The sequence below is a fragment of the Duganella sp. CF517 genome (assembly GCF_900110275.1).
GTDB lineage: Bacteria > Pseudomonadota > Gammaproteobacteria > Burkholderiales > Burkholderiaceae_D > Rugamonas.
Window position 1 is genome coordinate 499,444 of record NZ_FODC01000004.1, and the last position, 18,728, is coordinate 518,171.

Annotated in this window: 17 protein-coding genes; 5 read left to right on the top strand and 12 right to left on the bottom strand. The window is 67.3% G+C overall.

All coding sequences use genetic code 11. From position 1 onward, the window contains the following. Window position 1: 1 nt before the first annotated feature. The 6 genes from BMX85_RS18210 to BMX85_RS18235 form a co-directional block, all read right to left on the bottom strand. A complete protein-coding gene (locus BMX85_RS18210) occupies window positions 2-1,090 on the bottom strand; it encodes a DegT/DnrJ/EryC1/StrS family aminotransferase (RefSeq protein WP_090321284.1) in 1,089 nt (362 codons plus the stop codon). 29 nt (window positions 1,091-1,119) lie between these two features. Further along, complete coding sequence (locus tag BMX85_RS18215) at window positions 1,120-1,704, bottom strand: acyltransferase (protein WP_090322174.1); 585 nt, start codon at window positions 1,702-1,704, stop codon at window positions 1,120-1,122. Window positions 1,705-1,744: 40 nt separating this feature from the next. After that, the gene (locus tag BMX85_RS18220; RefSeq protein ID WP_090321287.1) at window positions 1,745-2,806 is read right to left on the bottom strand and encodes a Gfo/Idh/MocA family protein; all 1,062 of its coding nucleotides are present in this window, start codon (window positions 2,804-2,806) and stop codon (window positions 1,745-1,747) included. A gap of 77 nt (window positions 2,807-2,883) precedes the next feature. Further along, window positions 2,884-4,905 (bottom strand): polysaccharide biosynthesis protein, encoded by a 2,022-nt coding sequence (locus BMX85_RS18225; RefSeq protein ID WP_229210552.1) that lies wholly within the window; start codon window positions 4,903-4,905, stop codon window positions 2,884-2,886. A 217-nt stretch (window positions 4,906-5,122) separates the two neighbouring features. After that, a complete protein-coding gene (locus tag BMX85_RS18230) occupies window positions 5,123-5,743 on the bottom strand; it encodes a helix-turn-helix transcriptional regulator (RefSeq protein ID WP_090321289.1) in 621 nt (206 codons plus the stop codon). Next, window positions 5,740-7,008 carry an MFS transporter gene (locus BMX85_RS18235; protein ID WP_090321292.1) on the bottom strand — a complete coding sequence of 423 codons (1,269 nt, stop codon included), beginning with the start codon at window positions 7,006-7,008 and terminating at the stop codon, window positions 5,740-5,742. Before BMX85_RS18235 ends, BMX85_RS18230 begins: the two co-directional genes overlap by 4 nt. 131 nt (window positions 7,009-7,139) lie before the next feature. On the opposite strand from BMX85_RS18235, the gene BMX85_RS18240 reads away from it, so the two are divergent. Beyond that, entirely contained in the window at window positions 7,140-7,664 is a 525-nt protein-coding gene (locus BMX85_RS18240; RefSeq protein WP_090321295.1) for a hypothetical protein, read from the top strand. On the opposite strand, the gene BMX85_RS18245 is transcribed toward BMX85_RS18240, so the two are convergent. From BMX85_RS18245 to BMX85_RS18260, 4 genes are all read right to left on the bottom strand, one after another. Further along, a complete protein-coding gene (locus BMX85_RS18245) occupies window positions 7,612-8,253 on the bottom strand; it encodes a Vat family streptogramin A O-acetyltransferase (RefSeq protein WP_090321298.1) in 642 nt (213 codons plus the stop codon). The genes BMX85_RS18240 and BMX85_RS18245 overlap by 53 nt on opposite strands. A 9-nt stretch (window positions 8,254-8,262) precedes the next feature. After that, the gene (locus BMX85_RS18250) at window positions 8,263-9,288 is read right to left on the bottom strand and encodes a transporter (RefSeq protein ID WP_090321302.1); all 1,026 of its coding nucleotides are present in this window, start codon (window positions 9,286-9,288) and stop codon (window positions 8,263-8,265) included. 58 nt (window positions 9,289-9,346) lie between these two features. Further along, complete coding sequence (locus tag BMX85_RS18255) at window positions 9,347-10,186, bottom strand: HDOD domain-containing protein (protein ID WP_090321305.1); 840 nt, start codon at window positions 10,184-10,186, stop codon at window positions 9,347-9,349. A 310-nt stretch (window positions 10,187-10,496) separates the two neighbouring features. Beyond that, complete coding sequence (locus BMX85_RS18260) at window positions 10,497-11,780, bottom strand: D-amino acid dehydrogenase (RefSeq protein ID WP_090321308.1); 1,284 nt, start codon at window positions 11,778-11,780, stop codon at window positions 10,497-10,499. Between the two features lie 97 nt (window positions 11,781-11,877). On the opposite strand from BMX85_RS18260, the gene BMX85_RS18265 reads away from it, so the two are divergent. From BMX85_RS18265 to BMX85_RS18280, 4 genes are all read left to right on the top strand, one after another. After that, window positions 11,878-12,369 (top strand): Lrp/AsnC ligand binding domain-containing protein, encoded by a 492-nt coding sequence (locus BMX85_RS18265; RefSeq protein WP_090321311.1) that lies wholly within the window; start codon window positions 11,878-11,880, stop codon window positions 12,367-12,369. Window positions 12,370-12,436: 67 nt separating this feature from the next. Next, window positions 12,437-13,993, top strand: coding sequence for a hypothetical protein (locus BMX85_RS18270; RefSeq protein WP_090321314.1), 1,557 nt, complete (start codon window positions 12,437-12,439; stop codon window positions 13,991-13,993). Between the two features lie 147 nt (window positions 13,994-14,140). After that, entirely contained in the window at window positions 14,141-14,605 is a 465-nt protein-coding gene (locus BMX85_RS18275) for a hypothetical protein (protein ID WP_090322190.1), read from the top strand. Between the two features lie 53 nt (window positions 14,606-14,658). Further along, window positions 14,659-15,960, top strand: a complete 1,302-nt coding sequence (locus tag BMX85_RS18280) for an NAD(P)/FAD-dependent oxidoreductase (protein WP_090321317.1) — start codon at window positions 14,659-14,661, stop codon at window positions 15,958-15,960. Window positions 15,961-16,107: 147 nt separating this feature from the next. Here the strand turns inward: BMX85_RS18280 and BMX85_RS18285 are convergent, their stop codons facing one another. Together BMX85_RS18285 and BMX85_RS18290 are read right to left on the bottom strand one after the other, a co-directional pair. Further along, complete coding sequence (locus tag BMX85_RS18285; RefSeq protein WP_090321320.1) at window positions 16,108-16,821, bottom strand: sensor histidine kinase; 714 nt, start codon at window positions 16,819-16,821, stop codon at window positions 16,108-16,110. Between the two features lie 144 nt (window positions 16,822-16,965). Beyond that, the gene (locus tag BMX85_RS18290) at window positions 16,966-18,603 is read right to left on the bottom strand and encodes a response regulator (RefSeq protein ID WP_090321325.1); all 1,638 of its coding nucleotides are present in this window, start codon (window positions 18,601-18,603) and stop codon (window positions 16,966-16,968) included. Window positions 18,604-18,728 lie beyond the last annotated feature (125 nt).

Consider the following 18,728-nt stretch of genomic DNA (forward strand, 5'->3'; position numbering starts at 1 on the left):
CCTAGTTTGCGGTGGCGGCCAGCACCACGTGCGCCACTTTTTCGGCGTCGGCGCTGGCAAGGTAGGGGCCCATCGGCAGGCTCAGCACCTGCTCGGCCAGCAGCTCGGCCACCGGGCAGGCGGCGTCGTCGAAGCGGGCGTAGGCCGGCTGCAGGTGGATCGGCAGCGGATAGTGGACGGCGCTGGGGATGCCGGCCAGTGCCAGCGCGCTTTGCACGGCGGCGCGCCGTGGCAGCACCACCGTGTACTGGGCGTAGGCGCTGTCGCGGTCGGGCGCCGGCGCCAGCGTGTCGACGCGCCCGGCGAACAGCCGGTCGTAGACGGCGGCCGCGCGCCGGCGCCGCGCCAGCTCGCCGTCAAACGCGCCCAGCTTGGCCAGCACGATGGCGCACTGCAAGGTGTCCATGCGGCCGCCGACGCCGATCCGGGTGTGGCGGTAGCGCCGCGACTGGCCGTGCACGCGGATCTCGCGCATCGCCCGCGCCAGTTCGTCGTCGCTGGTGAGGATGGCGCCGCCGTCGCCGTAGCATCCCAGCGGTTTGCTGGGGAAAAAGCTGGTGCAGCCGATGGCCGACAGGTTGCAGCTGCGCAGGCCGCGATAGGCGGCGCCGAAGCTTTGCGCCGCGTCCTCGATGACGGCCAGGCCGTGCGCGCGGGCGATCTCATTGATGGCGTCCATGTCGGCCGGCTGGCCGTAAAGCGACACCGGCATGATGGCGCGCGTGCGCGGTCCGATGCGGGCGGCGATCAGCGTGGGATCGAGGTTGCCGCTGGCGCGCTCGACGTCGACGAACACCGGCCGCGCGCCCAGCAGCACGATGGCCTCGGCGGTGGCGATGAACGAGAACGGCGTGGTGATGACCTCGTCGCCGGGCTGGATGCCCAGCGCCATCAGCGAGATCACCAGCGCCTCCGTACCCGACGAGACGGTGATGCAGTGGCGCGCGCCGCTGAACGCGGCCAGTTTCTGCTCCAGCTGCGCCACCTCCGGCCCCATGATGTACTGGCCGTGGTCGAGCACGCGCTGGATGCCATCGTTGATGTCGTCGCGCAGCAGCTGGTATTGCGTTTTCAGATCGATGAATTCCATGGGGGGCTCCGTGGGGATGGATGGGTGGCTCAGGGCGCCGGTATCAGCGCGCAGACGCCGTCGCGCAGCACATACGCATCGCCGCTGTGCGGGCAGGCGGCGCGGCCGTCGCCGGCCAGCGGCAAGTCGAGCCGCTCGCCGTGGCGGCTGATCCAGCCGATCTGGCGCGCCGGCACGCCCGCCATCAGCGCGAAGTCGGGCACGTCGCGGTTGGCGACCGCGCCGGCGGCGAGGAAGGCGTGCGCGCCGATCGTCACGCCGCACACCACGGTGGCGTTGGCGCCGATGGTGGCGCCGCGGCGCACCAGCGTGGCCCGGTACTCGCTCTTGCGGGCGACCGCCGAGCGCGGGTTGTAGACGTTGGTGAATACCATGCTGGGGCCGCAGAAGACGTCGTCCTCGATGGTGACGGCGTCGTAGACCGAGACGTTGTTCTGGATCTTGACGTTGTCGCCGATCACCACGTCGTTGCCGATGTAGACGTTCTGGCCCAGCGAGCAGCCGGCGCCGATGCGGGCGCCGCCGCACACGTGGCTGAAGTGCCAGACCCGCGTGCCGGCGCCGATGACGGCGCCGTCGTCGACGATGGCGCTGGGGTGTACCGTCGAATCCATGGCGTGCTCCCGGGGCGTGTCCATATTGATAGTGTCCATGTCAGTAATCCAGCGGCAGCGCCACGCGGCGGCCGTCGCGCGCCGAGCGGTAGGCGGCGATCAGCACCTCGAGCGACTTCAAGCCCTCGCGGCCGTCGGTCTCGGGCTCGGCCTCGCCGCGCAGCACCTTGATCACGTTGTCGTAGTACAGCGGATGGCCGAAGCCGTACACCGAGGTGGTGGCGTAGCTGGCCTCGCGCACGCGCGCGTCGTCCTCGTCCGGCTCGGCGAACTGCCACTGCTGCACTTCGTTGACGGCGACGCCGCCGATGCGCGCCGTGCCTTTTTCGCCGAGGATGGTGATGCTGCCTTCGAGGTTGTGCGGGTAGGCCAGCATCGTCACGTTCATCGAGCCGAGCGCGCCGTTGCGCCAGCGCAGGCTGATGACGCCGGTGTCCTCGACCTCGATGTCGCGCGCCAGCGTGGCGGTGTACGCCTGCAGGCTTTCGACCGGGCCGACGATCCAGTCGAGCAGGTCGACGTAGTGGCTGGCCTGGTTCATGAACGCGCCGCCGTCGAATTCCCAGGTGCCGCGCCAGCCGGCGCTGTTGTAGTAGCTTTGCGGCCGGGTCCAGAACACGTTCAGGTTGACCATGTAGATGCGGCCGAAGCGTTTCTTGGCGACCGCGCTTTTGAGCAGCTGCAAGGTGGCGTTGCGGCGGTTTTGCTTGACGACGAACATGCGCACGCCGGCCGCGTCGCAGGCGCCGACCATGCGCTTGGCGTCCTCCCAGCGCGTGGCCATCGGCTTTTCGGTGATCACGTGGCGCCCGGCGGCGGCGATTCGCACCGCCTGTTCGGGATGCAGGCCGGACGGCGTGGTGATGACGACGGCGTCGACTTCGCTCTCGGCCAGCATCTGGTCCAGGCGGGAGTAGGGTGTTGCCCCGGTCTGGGCGGCGGCGCGCGACAGCGCGGCCGGATCGACGTCGCAGACGGCGACCAGCTGGCAGCGCTCGGCGTGCTGGGCCAGCGCGGCGAAATGGTTTTGCGCGATGCGGCCGCAGCCGACCAGCGCGAAACGCATCTTGCGGCCGACGACGGCGGGGGTGAACTGGCGCATGATGAACGCTCCTTACAAAGGTTGAGGGGACGCGGCCGGCGCGGGTAGGCTGGGCGCGCGGCCGGATATCGATGTGGTCAGGACGCCTGGGCCTGCGCCGGCGCCGGCGGCGCCATGCTCAGTTGCGCGATCGCGCGCAGCGCCGCCTCGCCGTCGCCGGCGCGGGCGCCGGTTTGCGGCGTGAACTCGCTCATGATGGTCTTGAGCATGGCTTCGATCAGCCAGCGGTCGTTGGTGCCGCAAGTGATCAGCAGCAGCTCGATGTACTGGTCCAGCACCGCCGGCGGCAGCGCCTGCTCCTTCATGCGCAGGATGCGCGGGTGGCGGCTCGGCTCGGCGCCGTCGGCAATCAGCAGCTCCTCCTGCAGTTTCTCGCCGGGGAACAGGCCGACGTAGCTGATCTCGATGTCGCCGTGCGGACGCTCGGCCGTCTTCTCGGTCAGCCCGGCCAGCGCGATCATGCTGCGCGCCAGGTCGACGATGCGGATCGGCTGGCCCATGTCGAGCACGAACACCTCGCCGCCCTCGGCCATCGCGCCGGCCTGGATCACCAGCTGCGCCGCCTCGGGGATCAGCATGAAGTAGCGCTCCATGGCGGCGTCGGTGATGGTCAGCGGGCCGCCTTCCTGCAACTGGCGGCGGAACAGCGGCACCACCGATCCCGACGAGCCCAGCACGTTGCCGAAGCGGACCATGCTGAAGGTGGTGGCGCGCCCGCCGCCGGCGTTCCAGGCCGATGCCTGCGCGGCGGCCTGGAACACCAGCTCGGACAGGCGCTTGCTGGCGCCCATGATGGTGCTGGGCCGCACCGCCTTGTCGCTCGACACCAGCACGCAGGTCTCGACCAGGTACTTGGCGGCGATGTTGGCGACGGCGCGCGCGCCGACGACATTGTTGCGCAAGCCTTCGACCAGGTTGGTCTCGACCATCGTCACGTGCTTGTAGGCGGCGGCGTGGTAGATGGTGTCGATGCGGTCCTCCTGCATCACGCGCTCGAGCAGCTGTTCGTTGCACACCGAGCCGAGGTGGGCGCGCACCGACAGCTGCGGCCAGCTGGCCTGCAGCTCCTGGCGTATCGTGTACAGCGCGTACTCGGAATGGTCGAGCAGGTGCAGGCGGCGCGGTCCCAGGCCGGCGACCTGGCGGCACAATTCGCTGCCGATCGAGCCGCCGGCGCCGGTCACCAGCACGCTCTTGCCGCGCACGCAGCGACTGAACAGCGCGGCGTCGGGCTGCACCGGCGGGCGGCCCAGCAGCTGTTCGAGCGGAAAGTCGGGCAGGTGGGCGGGCGACGCGCCGCGCGCCATCGACTGCCGGCGCAGCGCGTGGTCGGCCAGGTCGAGCAGGCCGTGCAGGAACTTGATGCTGACGCCGGACGTGCGCAGCATGCGCACCACCGCGCCCAACCGGTCGCCGGAGGTGGCCGGCAACGCGACGACGATCAGCCGGATCGCCGAGGCGGCGACGATCTCGCCCAGCCGCTCGGGCGGGAACACGCGCAAGCCGCCGACGGTGCGCTGCTCGCCGGCGCACTTCTCGTCGATGAAGCATACCGGGCAGTAGCGGCTGTCGCCGCGCATCGCCTGCGCCAGCCGGGCGCCGGTGTCGCCGGCGCCGTAGATGGCCACCGCTTCGCGCGCCTGCGCCGGCGCGCGGGTGTGGCGGCGCAGGAAGGCGCGCACCGCCACCCGCGAGGCGACCAGATAAGACATCGCGATCAGCCAGTAATTGAACAGCGCGCCGGACGGCATCGGCTGGTCGTCGCGGTCCATGGTCAGCGCCGACACCGCCAACACGGCGCCGCCCAGGCCGAGGCCGGCGATGGTCAGCATGCGCTGGTCCAGGTAGCGCACCACCGCCGAGTACAGGTCGCTCATGGACAGCGCGGCGATCGACATCGCCGTCAGCAACAGCATCAGCGCCGGCGGCGCGCCGGCATCGGCGCCGGCGCCGGCCAGCAGCGCCAGTTGCAGGCACAGCGGCAGCGCCACGCAGTCGGCGCCGAACATCAACAGACTCTTGCCGGCGCGGCTGATGGCGATCAACTTCTCGCTGAGGGCGCGGGCAAGCGGGACGGGGCTGGGGGTGAAATAGAGCATGGTGCGCCTTCAACGAAGCAATCATTGTGGTTGGCAACGCAATGGTGCGTGGCATGCACTGATTGTCTTCTGACCAGCGTATTGCGGCTTGACTGCGATCAAACGGCCGAGCGTAGCCCAACGGTCATGCTTGACTTCTACATTTCCTGTGACACTCTATTTTCTTTGGAAATCATTTAAGCCTTATGGCATAAGGCTTACTTCAAGATGGGACCGATCAAATCGGCTTGATGACGTACACGCAGCGGCGCGCGCCGTTGAGCATGTGTTCGACGCGGCCGACCGAGCAATCGGGGCCGAGCACGCGCTGGAACAGGTCCAGCTCGGAGCGGCAGAACTGCTGGCACTGGCGCGCGGCCGCGCAGATCGGGCAATGGTTCTCCACCAGCAGCAGGCTGCCGTCGTCGCGCGTTTCGACTTCGGCCATGTAGCCATCGCTGCTGCGCGCCTGCACCAGCGCGGCCACGCGCTCGGGCAGCGCGTCGGCGTTGCGCAGATGGGCGCGGTACTGCTGCTCGCTGACGGCCTCGCGCGCGGCGATCAGTTTGTCGAGGCCGGCGTCGCCGAACAGGCCGCGCACCTGGTCGATCAGCTGCACCGTCAGGTCGGCGTGGCGGTCGGGGAAACGCGCGTGGCCGGCCTCGGTCAGCAGCCAGCGGCGCGAAGGGCGGCCGCGCTTGTCGGCCACTTCCTCGTACGTCAGCATGCCTTTTTCCTGCCACGCCTCGAGCTGGCGGCGCGCGCCCATCGAGGTCAGGTCCAGCAAGGCCGCCAGCTGCTGCGCGGTTTGCGGGCCGCGCGTCTTGATCAGGAAGAGCGTTTGTTCGGCGGTGTTCACGGCAGCGCTCCCTCGATGGCACCGTCGTCCTCGTCCTTGTCCTTGTCCTGGTTCTGGTCCTGGCCCTGGTCCTTGCGGCGCATGCTGGCGTGCCAGCCGCCCATGCGCCACGCCGACCACGTGGTCAACGCCGCGCCCAACAGCAGGATCAGGCGCGTGTCGATCAAGGTCAGCACCGCGCCGATCAGCGCCATCAGGATGTTCGCCAGGCAGAACGTGGTCGAGATCAAGCCCATCACCGCGCCCTGGCCGTGGGCGCCGAAGCGTTCCGCGCACCAGGTGGGCACGATGCCGTTGTAGAACGCGTGGGGAATGCCGAACAGGACGATCGCGGCGATGCCGACGGTCGCGTTGCTGGCGGCGAGCAGCGTGATCAGCCCGGCCGTGACGAAGGCGAAGGCGCGCGCCCGCAGCAGCGGCTCGCCCTTGAACGGGCGGCCGGCGAAGAAGGTGGTGGCGGTCATGACGGCGCACAGGCCGGCCGTGGTCCAGGCGATGCCTTGCGAGCCGTAGCCGGGCACTTCCACCAGCCACAACGGATAGAATTCGTAGAACGCCGTCACGCCGCTGGTGTAGGCCAAGGTGACGATGAACAGGTTGCGCAGGTCCGGTTCGCGCAGCAGGTTGAGCGCGTGGCGGTCGCGCGCCACCTGCCACCACGAGGTGGTGGCGTCCGACGGCGCTTCGGCCGGCAGCGCGATGGCCACCAGCACGGCCGTCATCAGCAGCAGCGCGACGGCGATCCAGAACGGCACCGTGATGCCCCACACCAACGTGAAGCCGGCCAGAAGCGGGCCGGCCAGCCAGCCCAGGTAGAAGGCGCCGTTGAGCCACGACAGCGCCTTGCGGCGCAGGTCGCCCTCGAGGCGGTCGGCCAGCATGGCGCGCGCGACCGAGCCGTTGCCTTCGAGCAGACCGGTGAAGAAGCGCGCGGCGATGAACAGCGGGTACGATTCGAACAGCAGCGCCAGCGCGGTGATGGCGTGGCCGAGCGCGGCGCCGTACAGGGTGACCAGCAGCACCGGGCGGCGGCCGTAGCGGTCGGACATCGGGCCCAGCAGCGCGGAGCCGATCAGCAGGCCGAGCGGGTTGATCATCAGCGCCAGGCCGAACAGCAGCTTGGGCGGCAAGCCGAGGAAACTGTTTAGATCGTTTGTGACGCCGGCGGCGAACAGCGGCGGCAGGATCGGGTAGGGCAGCGCGGCGCCGATGGTCGAGAGCAGGGCCAGCAGGCAGGCGGCGCTAATCAGTAGCGGTGTTTTCATTGAGTGTCGGTCGGTTGGCATAACCGATAATGTAAGCGGTCCCGGCTATTAAGTAAACGAAAATGTTTATTAATCCACGGGCGGAAGGGGGCCATGTATGATGGCGTTCATCACAACACGAACGACGCATCATGGGAAAGTGGTACCAGGACCGCCGCGGCGGCTATTTTTTTCTGCTGCTCGGTATCGGCCTGCTGCTGGTGTTCGGCGCGCTCGAGTGGCGCTTCCCGGCGGCCGACCGGCTCGAGCGCGTGACCGGCCGCGTGACCTGGAGCTACACCGGCATGGGTGCGCTGTATTTCACCGTGGCCGGCGACGCGCGCCAGTTCGCGCTGCTGGAAAAGGGCGACAGCGACGGCCGCATGCGCGCCGCCGTGCGCGACGCCACGATGCTGTATCCGGTCACCGTCAAATTCGATCCGCGCCAGACCACGCGCCCCGGTTTCGTGCCCGGCTTGTTCTACACCGGCTTCGGCGTGGCCGTCGGCGGCAAGGACGTCACCGCCTTCGACGCCGTGCGCGCCGCCCATCGGCGCGACAACCTGATCGCGCTGGTGCTGGGCCTGGTCTTCGCCACGTTCGGCGCGCGCCGCCTGTATCTGCTCAGGGGCGAGGCCGCGCCCGCTCCAGCGCCGCCACGTCGGCGCCGGCGATGAGCGCCAGGTGCTCGGTGATGTGCTCGACCGGCCAGTCCCACCACGCGATCGCTTGCAAGGCCGCCGCCACGCCGGCCGGAAACCGTTCCTTGATCACCCTGGCCGGATTGCCGCCGACCACCGTATAGGGCGGCACGTCGGCCACCACCGTGGCCCGCGACGAAACGATGGCGCCGTCGCCGATGGTCACGCCCGGCATGATCAGCACGTCGTAGCCGATCCAGACGTCGTTGCCGACGACCGTGTCGCCCTTGTAGGGCAGTTCGCCCTCGGCCGGCATCACCTTTTCCCAGCCGTTGCCGAAGATCTGGAACGGGTAGGTCGAAATGCCCGACAGCTTGTGGTTGGCGCCGTTCATGATGAACTTGACGCCGCGCGCCAGCGCGCAGAATTTGCCGATCACCAGCTTGTCCCCGATGAAGGGGAAGTGGTACATCACGTTGCGCTCGAAATTGCCGCTGTCCTCGGGATCGTCGTAATACGTGTAGTCGCCGACGACGATGTTGGGGTTGGTGACGATGCTCTTCAGATAGCAGACCTGCGGGAAGCCTGCCATCGGCTGCGGATTGTCGGGCGAGGGGCCGTGCATGGTGGCTCCTTAACGGACGTCGCGCTGGCGGCGGAAGGCCAGGAAGCCGGCGATGACGGTGAAGCTGGCGACGATCGCCACCACCACCCAGAAGCCATGGGCGGCGTCGGCCAGCGGGATGCCGCCGACGTTCATGCCGAACAGGCCGGCGATGATGTTGATCGGCAGCGCGAGCACCGTGACCACGGTCAGCACGAACAGGCTGTGGTTGTTGCCCTCGTTGACCAGGGCGGCGATCTCTTCCTGGATGAGCTTGATGCGTTCCTGCAGCGAGGCCATGTCGGCCAGCACCATCGAGAATTCCTCGGTCGACTGGCGCAGCTCCTGGGCGTCGATCTCGGCCACCCAGGCCGGCGGCCTTTGCAGCAGCCGGAACAGCGCGGCCGGTTCCGGCGCCAGCAGGCGCTGCAGCCGCACCAGCACGCGCCGCAGGTGGCCGAGGCTGGCGCGTTTGGTGTTGAGCTTGCCCGCCAGCAGATTGTCCTCGATGCCGTCGACGGTGGCGATGGCGTCGCGCACGATCTTGATCAGGGCGTCGGCCTGGTCGCGCAGCAGGTGGATCAGCAGCTCGACCGACGAGCGGATCGGCTCGCCGCCCCGCACCGCGTTGCGCAGCACGTCGACCGCCTTGAGCGGCTTGCGCCGCGCGCTGATGACGACCTGCTTGTCGACGCTCAGCCACAAAGTCGAGATGTCGGACGGGTCGAACGTGAAGTCGTGCAGCACGTCGTTGACGACGGCGATCAGGGTGTTGTCGGCCAGCTCGATGCGGGTCGAGCGCGGGCCCTCATGCAGGCTTTCGTAGAATTCCTCGGGCAGCGCGGTGTGCTCGTGCAGCCATTTCTCGCTGGCGGTGTTGGCCAGGTTGTAGTGCAGCCAGATGAACTCGGTCGGATGGTGGGCGCGGTTCTTCAGCCAGACGCGCGCTTCGTCGGTGTCCAGCGGCCGGCCGGTGCCGTCGGCCTCGCGGCCGAACACGTAGCCGCAGACCAGGCCGGATTGGTCCGACCCGTAGGACGGGGGGGCAGTCTGCATGCATCATCTCCATGGGGAGGGCCGGGCGCGCGACCGCGACACGCCGGCCCGGTGGCGCTCAGACCAGCAGCGCGGCGTTCATTTCGGCGGCGTCGTTGGCCGCCTCCTTGAGCATCTCGGCCAGCTTGTCCTCGTCGATGAACAGGTCGATCGCCGAGTCCGAGTGCGGCGGCAGCTCGCGCTGCGGCTCCTGCAGCGGCGAGCGCACCGGCGTCAGGTGGTTGGCCAGCAGCAGCGTGTCGAGCAGCGAGTCCGGCGGGATCGACATGAAGCTGTCGCGCAGGCCTTCGATGGCGTCGGCCACCGGCTCGGGGATGCACAGCTTGCGCATGACCTCGCGGGTGATGATCTCCTCGCTGGCCGAGTGCCAGTTCTCCGGGTCTTCCTCGAGCAGGCCGGGGAACTCGTCGGCGCGCGACAGCAGGTAGAAGCCGCCCACCTCGTGCACGATGCCGGCGAACAGCGCGGTGTCCTCGTTGACGCCGGTGACGTGGCGGGCGATCAGGCGCGCCAGCGCCGAGACGGCGATGGTGTGGTCCCACAGCGCCTCGGCCTTGGCGCGCAGTTTCGGGTCGGTGATCTTGCTGCCGAACTGGCGCACCACCATGGCGGCGGCCAGCGCGAACAGGTTCTGGTAACCGATGCGCATGATGGCGCCACGCACGTTGGTGATCACCGGCGCGCCGGAGCGGTTGAACATCGCCGAGTTGGCGATGGCGACGGTGCGCGCGGCCAGCAGCGGCTCGGCCAGCACCAGGCCGATCGCCTTGTCGACCGGGCATTCCGGATCGTCCAATGCCAATTGAACGCGGAGCGCCGCGTTTACGCTGGTGGGGAACACCAGTTCGCCACGGATGGCCAAGGCCGCAATGTGGCCGAATGCTTCAAGTTTGTTCATGATTAAAATTATACGCACGCTACGGCCCATTCTCAACGCCATGATGACGATGTTTTGGGTTCCGGGGGCGATATAGGCGGGGATGCGACAGTGGCAAATGAATATGTGGTGCGATCGACCACGGACGCGCACATGATCCCGTGCGCGAGACAACCGCGCAGACAGGTTGGGCGGATTGGCGCGCGGCGCTTATTTAAGCGTGCAAGTTGAGCGTGCAAGTTGAGCGTGCAAGTTGAGCATGCAAGCCGGACCATGCAAGCCGGCCATGCAAGCGCCGCCACCGGCGCCTGCGACGTCAGGAGAAGACGCCTTAAGCGCTGGCCAATTGCGGCTGGCGCGGCGCCGCGGCGCCGCTGTAACGGGCCACCGACAAATCATCGGCCTGGATTGCCGGCCGACGTGCCGAAATAATATCGGACAGCAGCTGCGCCGAACCGCACGACATGGTCCAGCCCAAGGTGCCGTGGCCGGTGTTGACGAACAGGTTGCGCAGCGCGGTGCGGCCGACGATCGGCGTGCCGTCCGGCGTCATCGGCCGCAGGCCGGTCCAGAAGCTGGCCGAGGCGGTGTCGCCGGCGCCCGGGAACAGGTCGTTGACCACCATCTCCAAGGTCTCGCGGCGGCGCGGGTTGAGGCGCGTGTCGAAGCCGGCGATCTCGGCCATGCCGCCGACGCGGATGCGGTCGTCGAAGCGCGTCACGGCGATCTTGTAGGTCTCGTCGAGAATGGTCGACACCGGCGCGGCGGCGGCGTTCACGATCGGCACCGTGATAGAATAGCCCTTGAGCGGATAGACCGGGATGGCGACCAGGTTCTTGAGCAGGCCGGTCGAATACGAGCCGAGCGCGACAACGTAGGAGTCGGCGGTCACCACCTCGGCGCCGCAGCGCACGCCCTTGATGTCGTCGCCGGACGCGATCAGGCCGGTGATGTCGACGCCGTAGCGGAATTTGACGCCGAGCTTTTCGGCCATCGCCGTCAGCCGGGTGGTGAACAACTGGCAGTCGCCGGTCTCGTCGTTGGGCAGGCGCAGGCCGCCGACCAGCTTGTTCTGGTCGAGGCCAGGCTCGGCGCCGGCCAGCTGTTCGCGGCCCAGCAGTTCATAGGCGACGCCGGTTTCATCGAGCACGGCGATATCCTTGGCGGCGTCGTCGAGCTGCTTCTGGGTGCGGAACAGCTGCGTCGTGCCTTGCTGGCGGCCTTCGTATTCGATGCCGGTGGCCGCGCGCAGCGTCTTGAAGCAGTCGCGACTGTACTCGGCCAGGCGCACCATGCGCTCCTTGTTGACGGCGTAGCGTTCGGTGGTGCAGTTTTGCAGCATCTGCCACATCCATTGCAGCTGGAACAGGGTGCCGTCGGGCGTGATCGACAGCGGCGCGTGGCGCTGCAGCATCCATTTCATCGCCTTGAGCGGAATGCCGGGCGCGGCCCAAGGCGAGGCGTAGCCGGGCGAGATCTGCCCGGCGTTGGCGAAACTGGTCTCCAGCGCGGGGCCGGGTTGGCGGTCGAGCACGGTCACGTCGTGGCCGGCCTGGGCCAAATAATAGGCGCTGGTGACGCCGATAACACCGCTACCAAGGATGACAACGCGCATACGAACCCCTATTATTTATGAACCAGATATTCCACTATGGTATGCTTGTACAGCTAGCAATTGTTACTGTATAACGCCAATTATTTAGTGGATTATCATGCGAATTCAAAAGGAATCGGTCCGCGCCCTCGACAAGCTCGACCGCAAGATCCTGCAGATCCTGCAGCAGGACGGCCGCATCTCGATGAAGGACTTGAGCGAGCAGGTGGGCTTGTCGATCACGCCGGCCATCGAACGGGTCAAGCGCATGGAGCGCGACGGCGTCATCACCGGCTACCACGCGCGCATCGACCCGCCGGCGCTGGGCGCCAAATTGCTGGTGTTCGTCGAGATCACCTTGAACCAGAAGTCCGGCCCGGTGTTCGAGCAGTTCCGGCGCGAGGTGCTGCGCATCCCCGAGGTGCAGGAGTGCCACCTGGTATCGGGCGACTTCGATTACCTGATCAAGGCGCGCATCCACGAGATGGCCGAATACCGCAAGTTGTTGGGCGATATGCTGCTCAGCCTGCCCGGCGCGGCGCAATCGAAGAGCTATGTGGTGATGGAGGAAATCAAGGAAACCCTTTTCCTGGCGACCGGGACGCCGTAACCGGCACGCGGGTCGCCGCCGCTTCAGTTAAAATCGTGGCCAGGTAATCTTATGAATCGGAGCAAGTGTGAATAGTCACCACGGTACTCCACCGACCGCCCACGCCGTGAGCGTCCGCTCGCTGGACGAGCATCTGTCGTCGGATCAAAGCTTCAGTTCGGCCTATGCGCGCGCGGTTGGCGCCATCGCCGGCAACGAAGGCAGCCTCACGCTGGCGCAATTCGCCGCCGTCACCGACATCGCCGGCGACGGCAAATCCTCGGCCGTGTTCACCGCGCTGGTGCTCAACGCCATCGAGTCCGGCATCGACGTCGACTGGGCCTTCAACGCGCTGGCGCGCAGCTGCGCCGGCATCGACCAAGCCGCGCGCGAGAACGCGCTCGGCATGACCATCCCGCTGCTGGCCCTGCACGGCGGCGACGCCCGCCTGCTGGCGCAACGGCTGGCCAAGGCGCTGGCGGTGCGGCTGTCGCCGGACGACTTGAACAAATTGCCGGCGACCGAGCAGCGCGGCATCCTGGCCAATATCGGCGAGCAGGCGCGGCGCCTGGTGCGCGGCCGTTCGCTGGCCGACACCGTGGCCGAGTTCGGCCGCAACGCCGGCCAGCCCGAGCTGGTCGAGCACGCGCGCAATTTCCAGTCCGGCGACATCGACCACGACCAGCTGCGCCAGCTGGTCGTCAGCACCACCGCCTCGATCACCAGCGACATCAGCGCCTACCTGGACCAGGCGCGGCTGCTGTCGATGGGCGAGGCCACCGCCGCCACCCTGGTGAACGCGGCCAACGATCTGAAAGGCCAGGTGCTGCAACGGCTGACCTTGGTCGACCAGCGCATCGCCCACGAGCGCCGCCTGCTGGCCGAGGAGATCGACGACGCCGTGCACGACGCCGGCAACGCCATCGAGCTGGCCATCGGCGAGCGCCTCAACACCGATCAGTGGAAAGAGGAGGAGGTGTGGGCCAGCATCGGCCGCCAGCAGTTCGGGCAGGAGATGGAGCGGCGCCTGGACCGCATCGTGCGCCGCAAGGAGCAGTCGCTGCACTTGCTGCAGGAGGACTTGCGCCTGTTCCAGGCGGCGATGCGGCTCAACCAGTCGTCGGTGTTCCAGCGGCAGCACCACTCGACCCTGGCCAAGCTGATGCCGCGCCTGCGCATCGGCACGCGCCTGGTCAACAAGGTCGACACGGCGGCCAACGTCACCTTGATGAGCGGGGCGGTGGTGGCGGCCGGCACCGGCACGGCCGCCTATCTGATCGGCGCGGCGGTGGTGTTGCCGGTGGTGGCGCCGGCGGCGCCGTTCGTCGGCGGCGCGGTGCTGCTGGCGGGCGCCTTCAAGTGGTTCACCGATGGCGGCAAGCGCAAACGCACCGAAATCCGCGACAAGCGCGCCGCCTTCGAGCAGGAATTGCGCAAGCAGTTGCAAGCGGCCGAGCAATCGTTCAACGACCAGTTGAGCCTGGTCGCGCAGGGCTTCCACGAGTCCGCGCTGCAGTTGCTGACGCCGTTGCTGCTGGAGGCGGAGGCGGCCGCGCGCGTGCCCGGCATGCGCCAGCGCATCGCCGACCGCGTCATCACGCAGGCGCAGACGGCGATCCGCCAGCTCGACGCCGAATTGCGCTAAGCGGCGGACGCCGATCGTCGCGCTTGTTCGCAGGGCAAGCTTGCGAAAGACTATGTACGCTGGCGAACGGAAGTAGTGCTCCACAGTTGATACTATGTTCCTTGAGCAACTTCGCTCAACGATATATATAACAATATGGGGCACATCATGAAAGCCAAACTCATTGCGGCCAGCTTGCTGGCTTTGTCCGCGAGCGCCTTCGCCGGCACCACCAACGTTTCGGTCAGCGTCGGCCAGCCGGGGTTTTACGGCCGCATCGACATCGGTGATTATCCGCAGCCGCAAGTGATCTATCGCGAACCGCTGATCGTCCAGCGCCCGACCCACTACGTCGAGCGCGCGCCGATCTACCTGCGGGTGCCGCCCGGTCACGCCAAAAAATGGTCGAAGCACTGCGGCGCGTACAACGCCTGCGGCCAGCCGGTGTATTTTGTTCAAGATAGCTGGTATAACAACCAGTACGCGCCGGCTTATCGCAGCCGCCACGGCGGCGGCGACCGCCACGACCGTCATGATGACCGACGCGACGACGACCGCGGCCATGGCAACGGCAAGGGTCACGGCAACGGCCATGGCAATGGCCACGGCAACGGCAACGGTCGCGACCGTTAAGCGCGACGGTTCACATCACAACGCGGTGCAGGCCGCCGCCACGGGAGAAACATTTGCATAGCAAAATAGTCATTGTAGGCGGCGGCGCGGGCGGGCTCGAGCTCGCCTGCAAACTGGGCCGCAAGCTGGGTCCGGAAGCGGTGATGCTGGTCGACAGCCGGCTCTACCATATCTGGAAACCGTCGCTGCACGAGGTGGCGGCCGGCACCTTGGACGTGCACCAGGAAGGCTTGTCCTACCAGATGCTGGCGCATGACAATGGCTTCACGTTTGCCTATGGCCCGATGGTGGCGCTCGACGCCGCGCAGCGGCTGTTGACGGTCGGCGAGATACGCGGCGCCGAGCCGGCGAACGAGCTGATCCTGCCCGCGCGGCAGGTCCGCTTCGATTCGCTGGTGCTGGCGGTCGGCAGCACCTCCAATTATTTCGGCGTGCCCGGCGCGGCCGAACATACGATTTCGCTCAACGCGACGGAAGACGCCGAGCGCTTCCGCCTCACCTTGCTCAAGCTGTTGACCCTGGCCTCCTTGAAAAAAAGCGCGCAGCCCGATGCCGGCATCGATGTCGTCATCATCGGCGGCGGCGCCACCGGCGTCGAGCTGGCGGCGGAATTGCGCGAGGCCAGCGGCGTGTATGCGGCCTACGGCTTCCGCCAGCTGCAGGCCGAGCGCGACGTGCGCATCACCCTGATCGAGGGCGCGCCGCGCATCCTGGCGCCGTTGCCGGAGAAGGTGTCCAAGGCGGCGCTGGAACTGCTGCATCAGCGCGCGGTCAGCGTGGTCACCGATACGCGGGTGACGGCGATTTCGGCGACGCAGGTGAGCGCGGGGGAGGTTTCGTACCCGGCGCAGATCGTCGTCTGGGCGGCCGGCATCAAGGCGCCCGATTTCCTCAAGGAGCTGGGTTTGCCGACGGTGAAATCGGGGCAGATCGATGTCGGGCCGGATCTGGCCGTCAAGGGTTACGACTATATCTACGCGCTGGGCGATTGCGCCGCGTGTGCCGGGCCCGATGGCAAGCTGGTGCCGCCGCGCGCGCAGGCAGCGCACCAGCAGGCGGACTATCTGGTGACCACGTTCGTGCGCCAGCAAAAGGGCAAGGCGCCGCAGCGCAAGCCGTATGTGTACCGCGATTACGGCTCGCTGGTGTCGTTCGGGCAGACCAACTCGGTGGGAAGCCTGATGGGATCGCTGAAGGGTTTAAGCTGGTTCGTCGACGGCTTTGTCGCGCGCCTGATGTACACCAGCTTGCATTTGATGCACCACCAGGCAGTGCTGGGGACGATACGCACCGGGGTGCTGGCGCTGGCGCGCTTCCTGATCAAGCGCAGCACGCCGCTGGTCAAGTTGCATTGAGCCGGGTTGGCTGTTCGCGCGGCCGCGGAGACACGCAGGGCCGATCAGGCGGAACGCCGTCAGCGGCCATGGACGCGCCGTCAACGGCGCACGCATGGCCGATCACGCTGCGCTGATGCGCGCCACATGGAACGGACACGATGCGCGTTACAGCGCGTTCACGGGCTTCGGCAAAATCATCGTCAACACCACGCCGCCTTCGGCGCCGGCCGCCAGGGTCAGCGTGCCGCCCAGATAGGCGGCGCGCTCGCGCGCCATGCGCAGGCCGTACTTGCCGCCCGCCTGGCCCAGCGTCGCCGCCGTCGGTGCGCCGAGGCCGACGCCGTTGTCCTTGACCGTCAGCATCACCTCGTCCTCGTTGTCGTCGACGATCACGTCCACCTCGGTCGCCTTGGCGTGGGCGGTGATGTTGCGCAGCGCTTCCTCCAGCGTGTGCAGCAGCACGATGCCGTGGCTGCGCGGACAATCGAGTTCGTCATCCGGCAGGCTGCAGCGGGCGACGATCTTGTGCTGCTCGCCGAACTGCTCGACCAGCTCGCCCAGCGCCACGCGCACGCCAAGGAACTCGAGCTTGTCGTTCCACAATTTGAGCTGCATCTGGCGGTTGGTCTCGACGATTTGCATCAGCAGCTGCTTCATGTGCGCGGCGCGGTCCTGCAGCGCCGGCTCCTGCGGCATCTTTTGCATCAGCAACCCCAGATGCATGGTCAGCGCCGTCAGCGACGAGCCCAGGCTGTCGTGCAACTGGCGCGACAGAGAGCGCCTTTCGTTATCCCAACACGTGTGTACGTGGCCGAGCAGTTCGCTCAAATCCGCGCTGCGCAGCGCGTCCTGATGTTCTTGTGGAGCCGGTAAGGACATGGTTTTCTCTGAAGTGATGTTAGCGGACCGGAGTTGCGGTGGGTAACCGCTTTTTTTCCGGCAGACTTATCGTGTTCGGATGATACCCGAGCTTCGCAAAGCATGGCGCACTGTGGCGCGGGGCCACGGCGCTATTTTCACCATTTACTTGACGGCTTGTTTGACCGGCAGCTCGGTGCAACTGCCGATCACCTCCATCAGGTGGTCGATGTCGACCGGTTTGACCAGGTGGCGGTCGAAGCCGGCGTCGAGCACCCGCCGCAAGTCCTCGGCCAGGCCGTAGCCTGTCAGCGCGATCAGTTTGATGTCGCGCGTGGCCGGGTCGGCGCGCAGGCGGCGCGCCACCTCGTAGCCGTCGATGCCGGGCAGGCCGATGTCGACCAGCGCCAGGTCCGGCCGGAAGCGCGCCGCCACTTCCAGGCCGCGCAGGCCGTCCTCGGCGTGCTGCACCTCGTAGCCGTAGCAGCTGAGCATCATGGCCATCATTTCGCGGCCGTCCTCGTTGTCCTCGATCAGCAGCACGCTCGGCTTGCCGTCCCCGCGCTCCTGCGCGGCCGGCGCCGCCACCGGCGCCGGCGCGACCTGGTGCTCGATGCGCGGCATCCGCAGCGTGAAGGTGCTGCCGCCGCCCGGTCCCTTGCTTTCGGCTTCGATGCTGCCGCCGTGCAGTTCGGTCAGGCGGCGCACCAGCGACAGGCCGATGCCCAGGCCGCCCTGGGCCCGGTCCAGGGTGCTCGAGCCCTGGACGAACACGTCGAACACGTGCGGCAGCAGGTCGGCCGAGATGCCGACGCCGGTGTCGCGCACGCTGAGCACGACGTCGTCGTTCTCGGTCCAGGTGCGTACTTCGATGCGGCCGCCGGGCGGCGTGTATTTGAGGGCGTTGTCGATCAGGTTGCTGGCGATTTGTTCGAGGCGGGTCGCGTCGCCGTCGATCCAGCCCGGATCGAGGTCCTGGATCAGCTGGTAGTCGCCGCTGCGGCCGGTGGCGCGGAAGGTTTCCAGCGTGTGCGCGACCAGCGCCGACAGGTCCAGCGGCGCGCGGTTGAGCAAAATCTTGCCGGACATGGCGCGCGACAGGTCGAGCAGGTCGTCGACGATGCGGCCCAGGTGCTGGCTCTGGCGCTGGATGATTTTCTTGGCGCGCTGCACGCCGTCGGTGGACACGCCCGGCAGCCCGATCAGCGAGGCGGCGCTGCTGATGGCGCTGAGCGGATTGCGCAGCTCGTGGCCCAGCATCGCCAGGAACTCGTCCTTGGCGTGGTTTTGCCGCTCGGCCACCTGGCGGTCTTCGATCTCGCGCGTCAGCCGTTTATTGGTGGCGGTCAGTTCGGTGGTGCGCTGGCTCAGCTGGCGCGCCTGCTTCTTCAATTCCTCGTTCTTGACGGCCAGCGCGACGAACACGGCGATCTTGGCGTACAGGATCTGCGGGATCACCGGCGTGAACAGGAAGTCGACGGCGCCGCGCTGGTAGGCCTTCAACCGGTCCAGCTCGTCCGCTAGGAAGGCGGTGATGAAGATGATCGGGATGTCGGCCGAGCGCGCGCGCTGGTGGATCGCCTCGGCCGTCTCGAAGCCGTCCATGCCGGGCATGTTGACGTCGAGCAGAATGACGGCGAAGTCGTGCATCAACACCTGGCGCAGCGCCTCTTGTCCGGAACGCGCCGCCAGCACTTCGTAGCATTCCTGCTCGGCCCACTGGGCAAGCAAACTGGTCAACGCGAACAGGCTGTTCGCGTCGTCGTTGACGACCAGGATCTTTGGTTTTTCTATTTTAGGCACGGGGTCTCTGCTCATGCTGATACTGCGAAATCTTCGCGGCGTAAACGCAGCCAGAGAAGCACCAGGCGATCATAGCAATTGCCTATATGAATGTCAAAAGCTCAACCGGCAATCGAAGCGGCGGC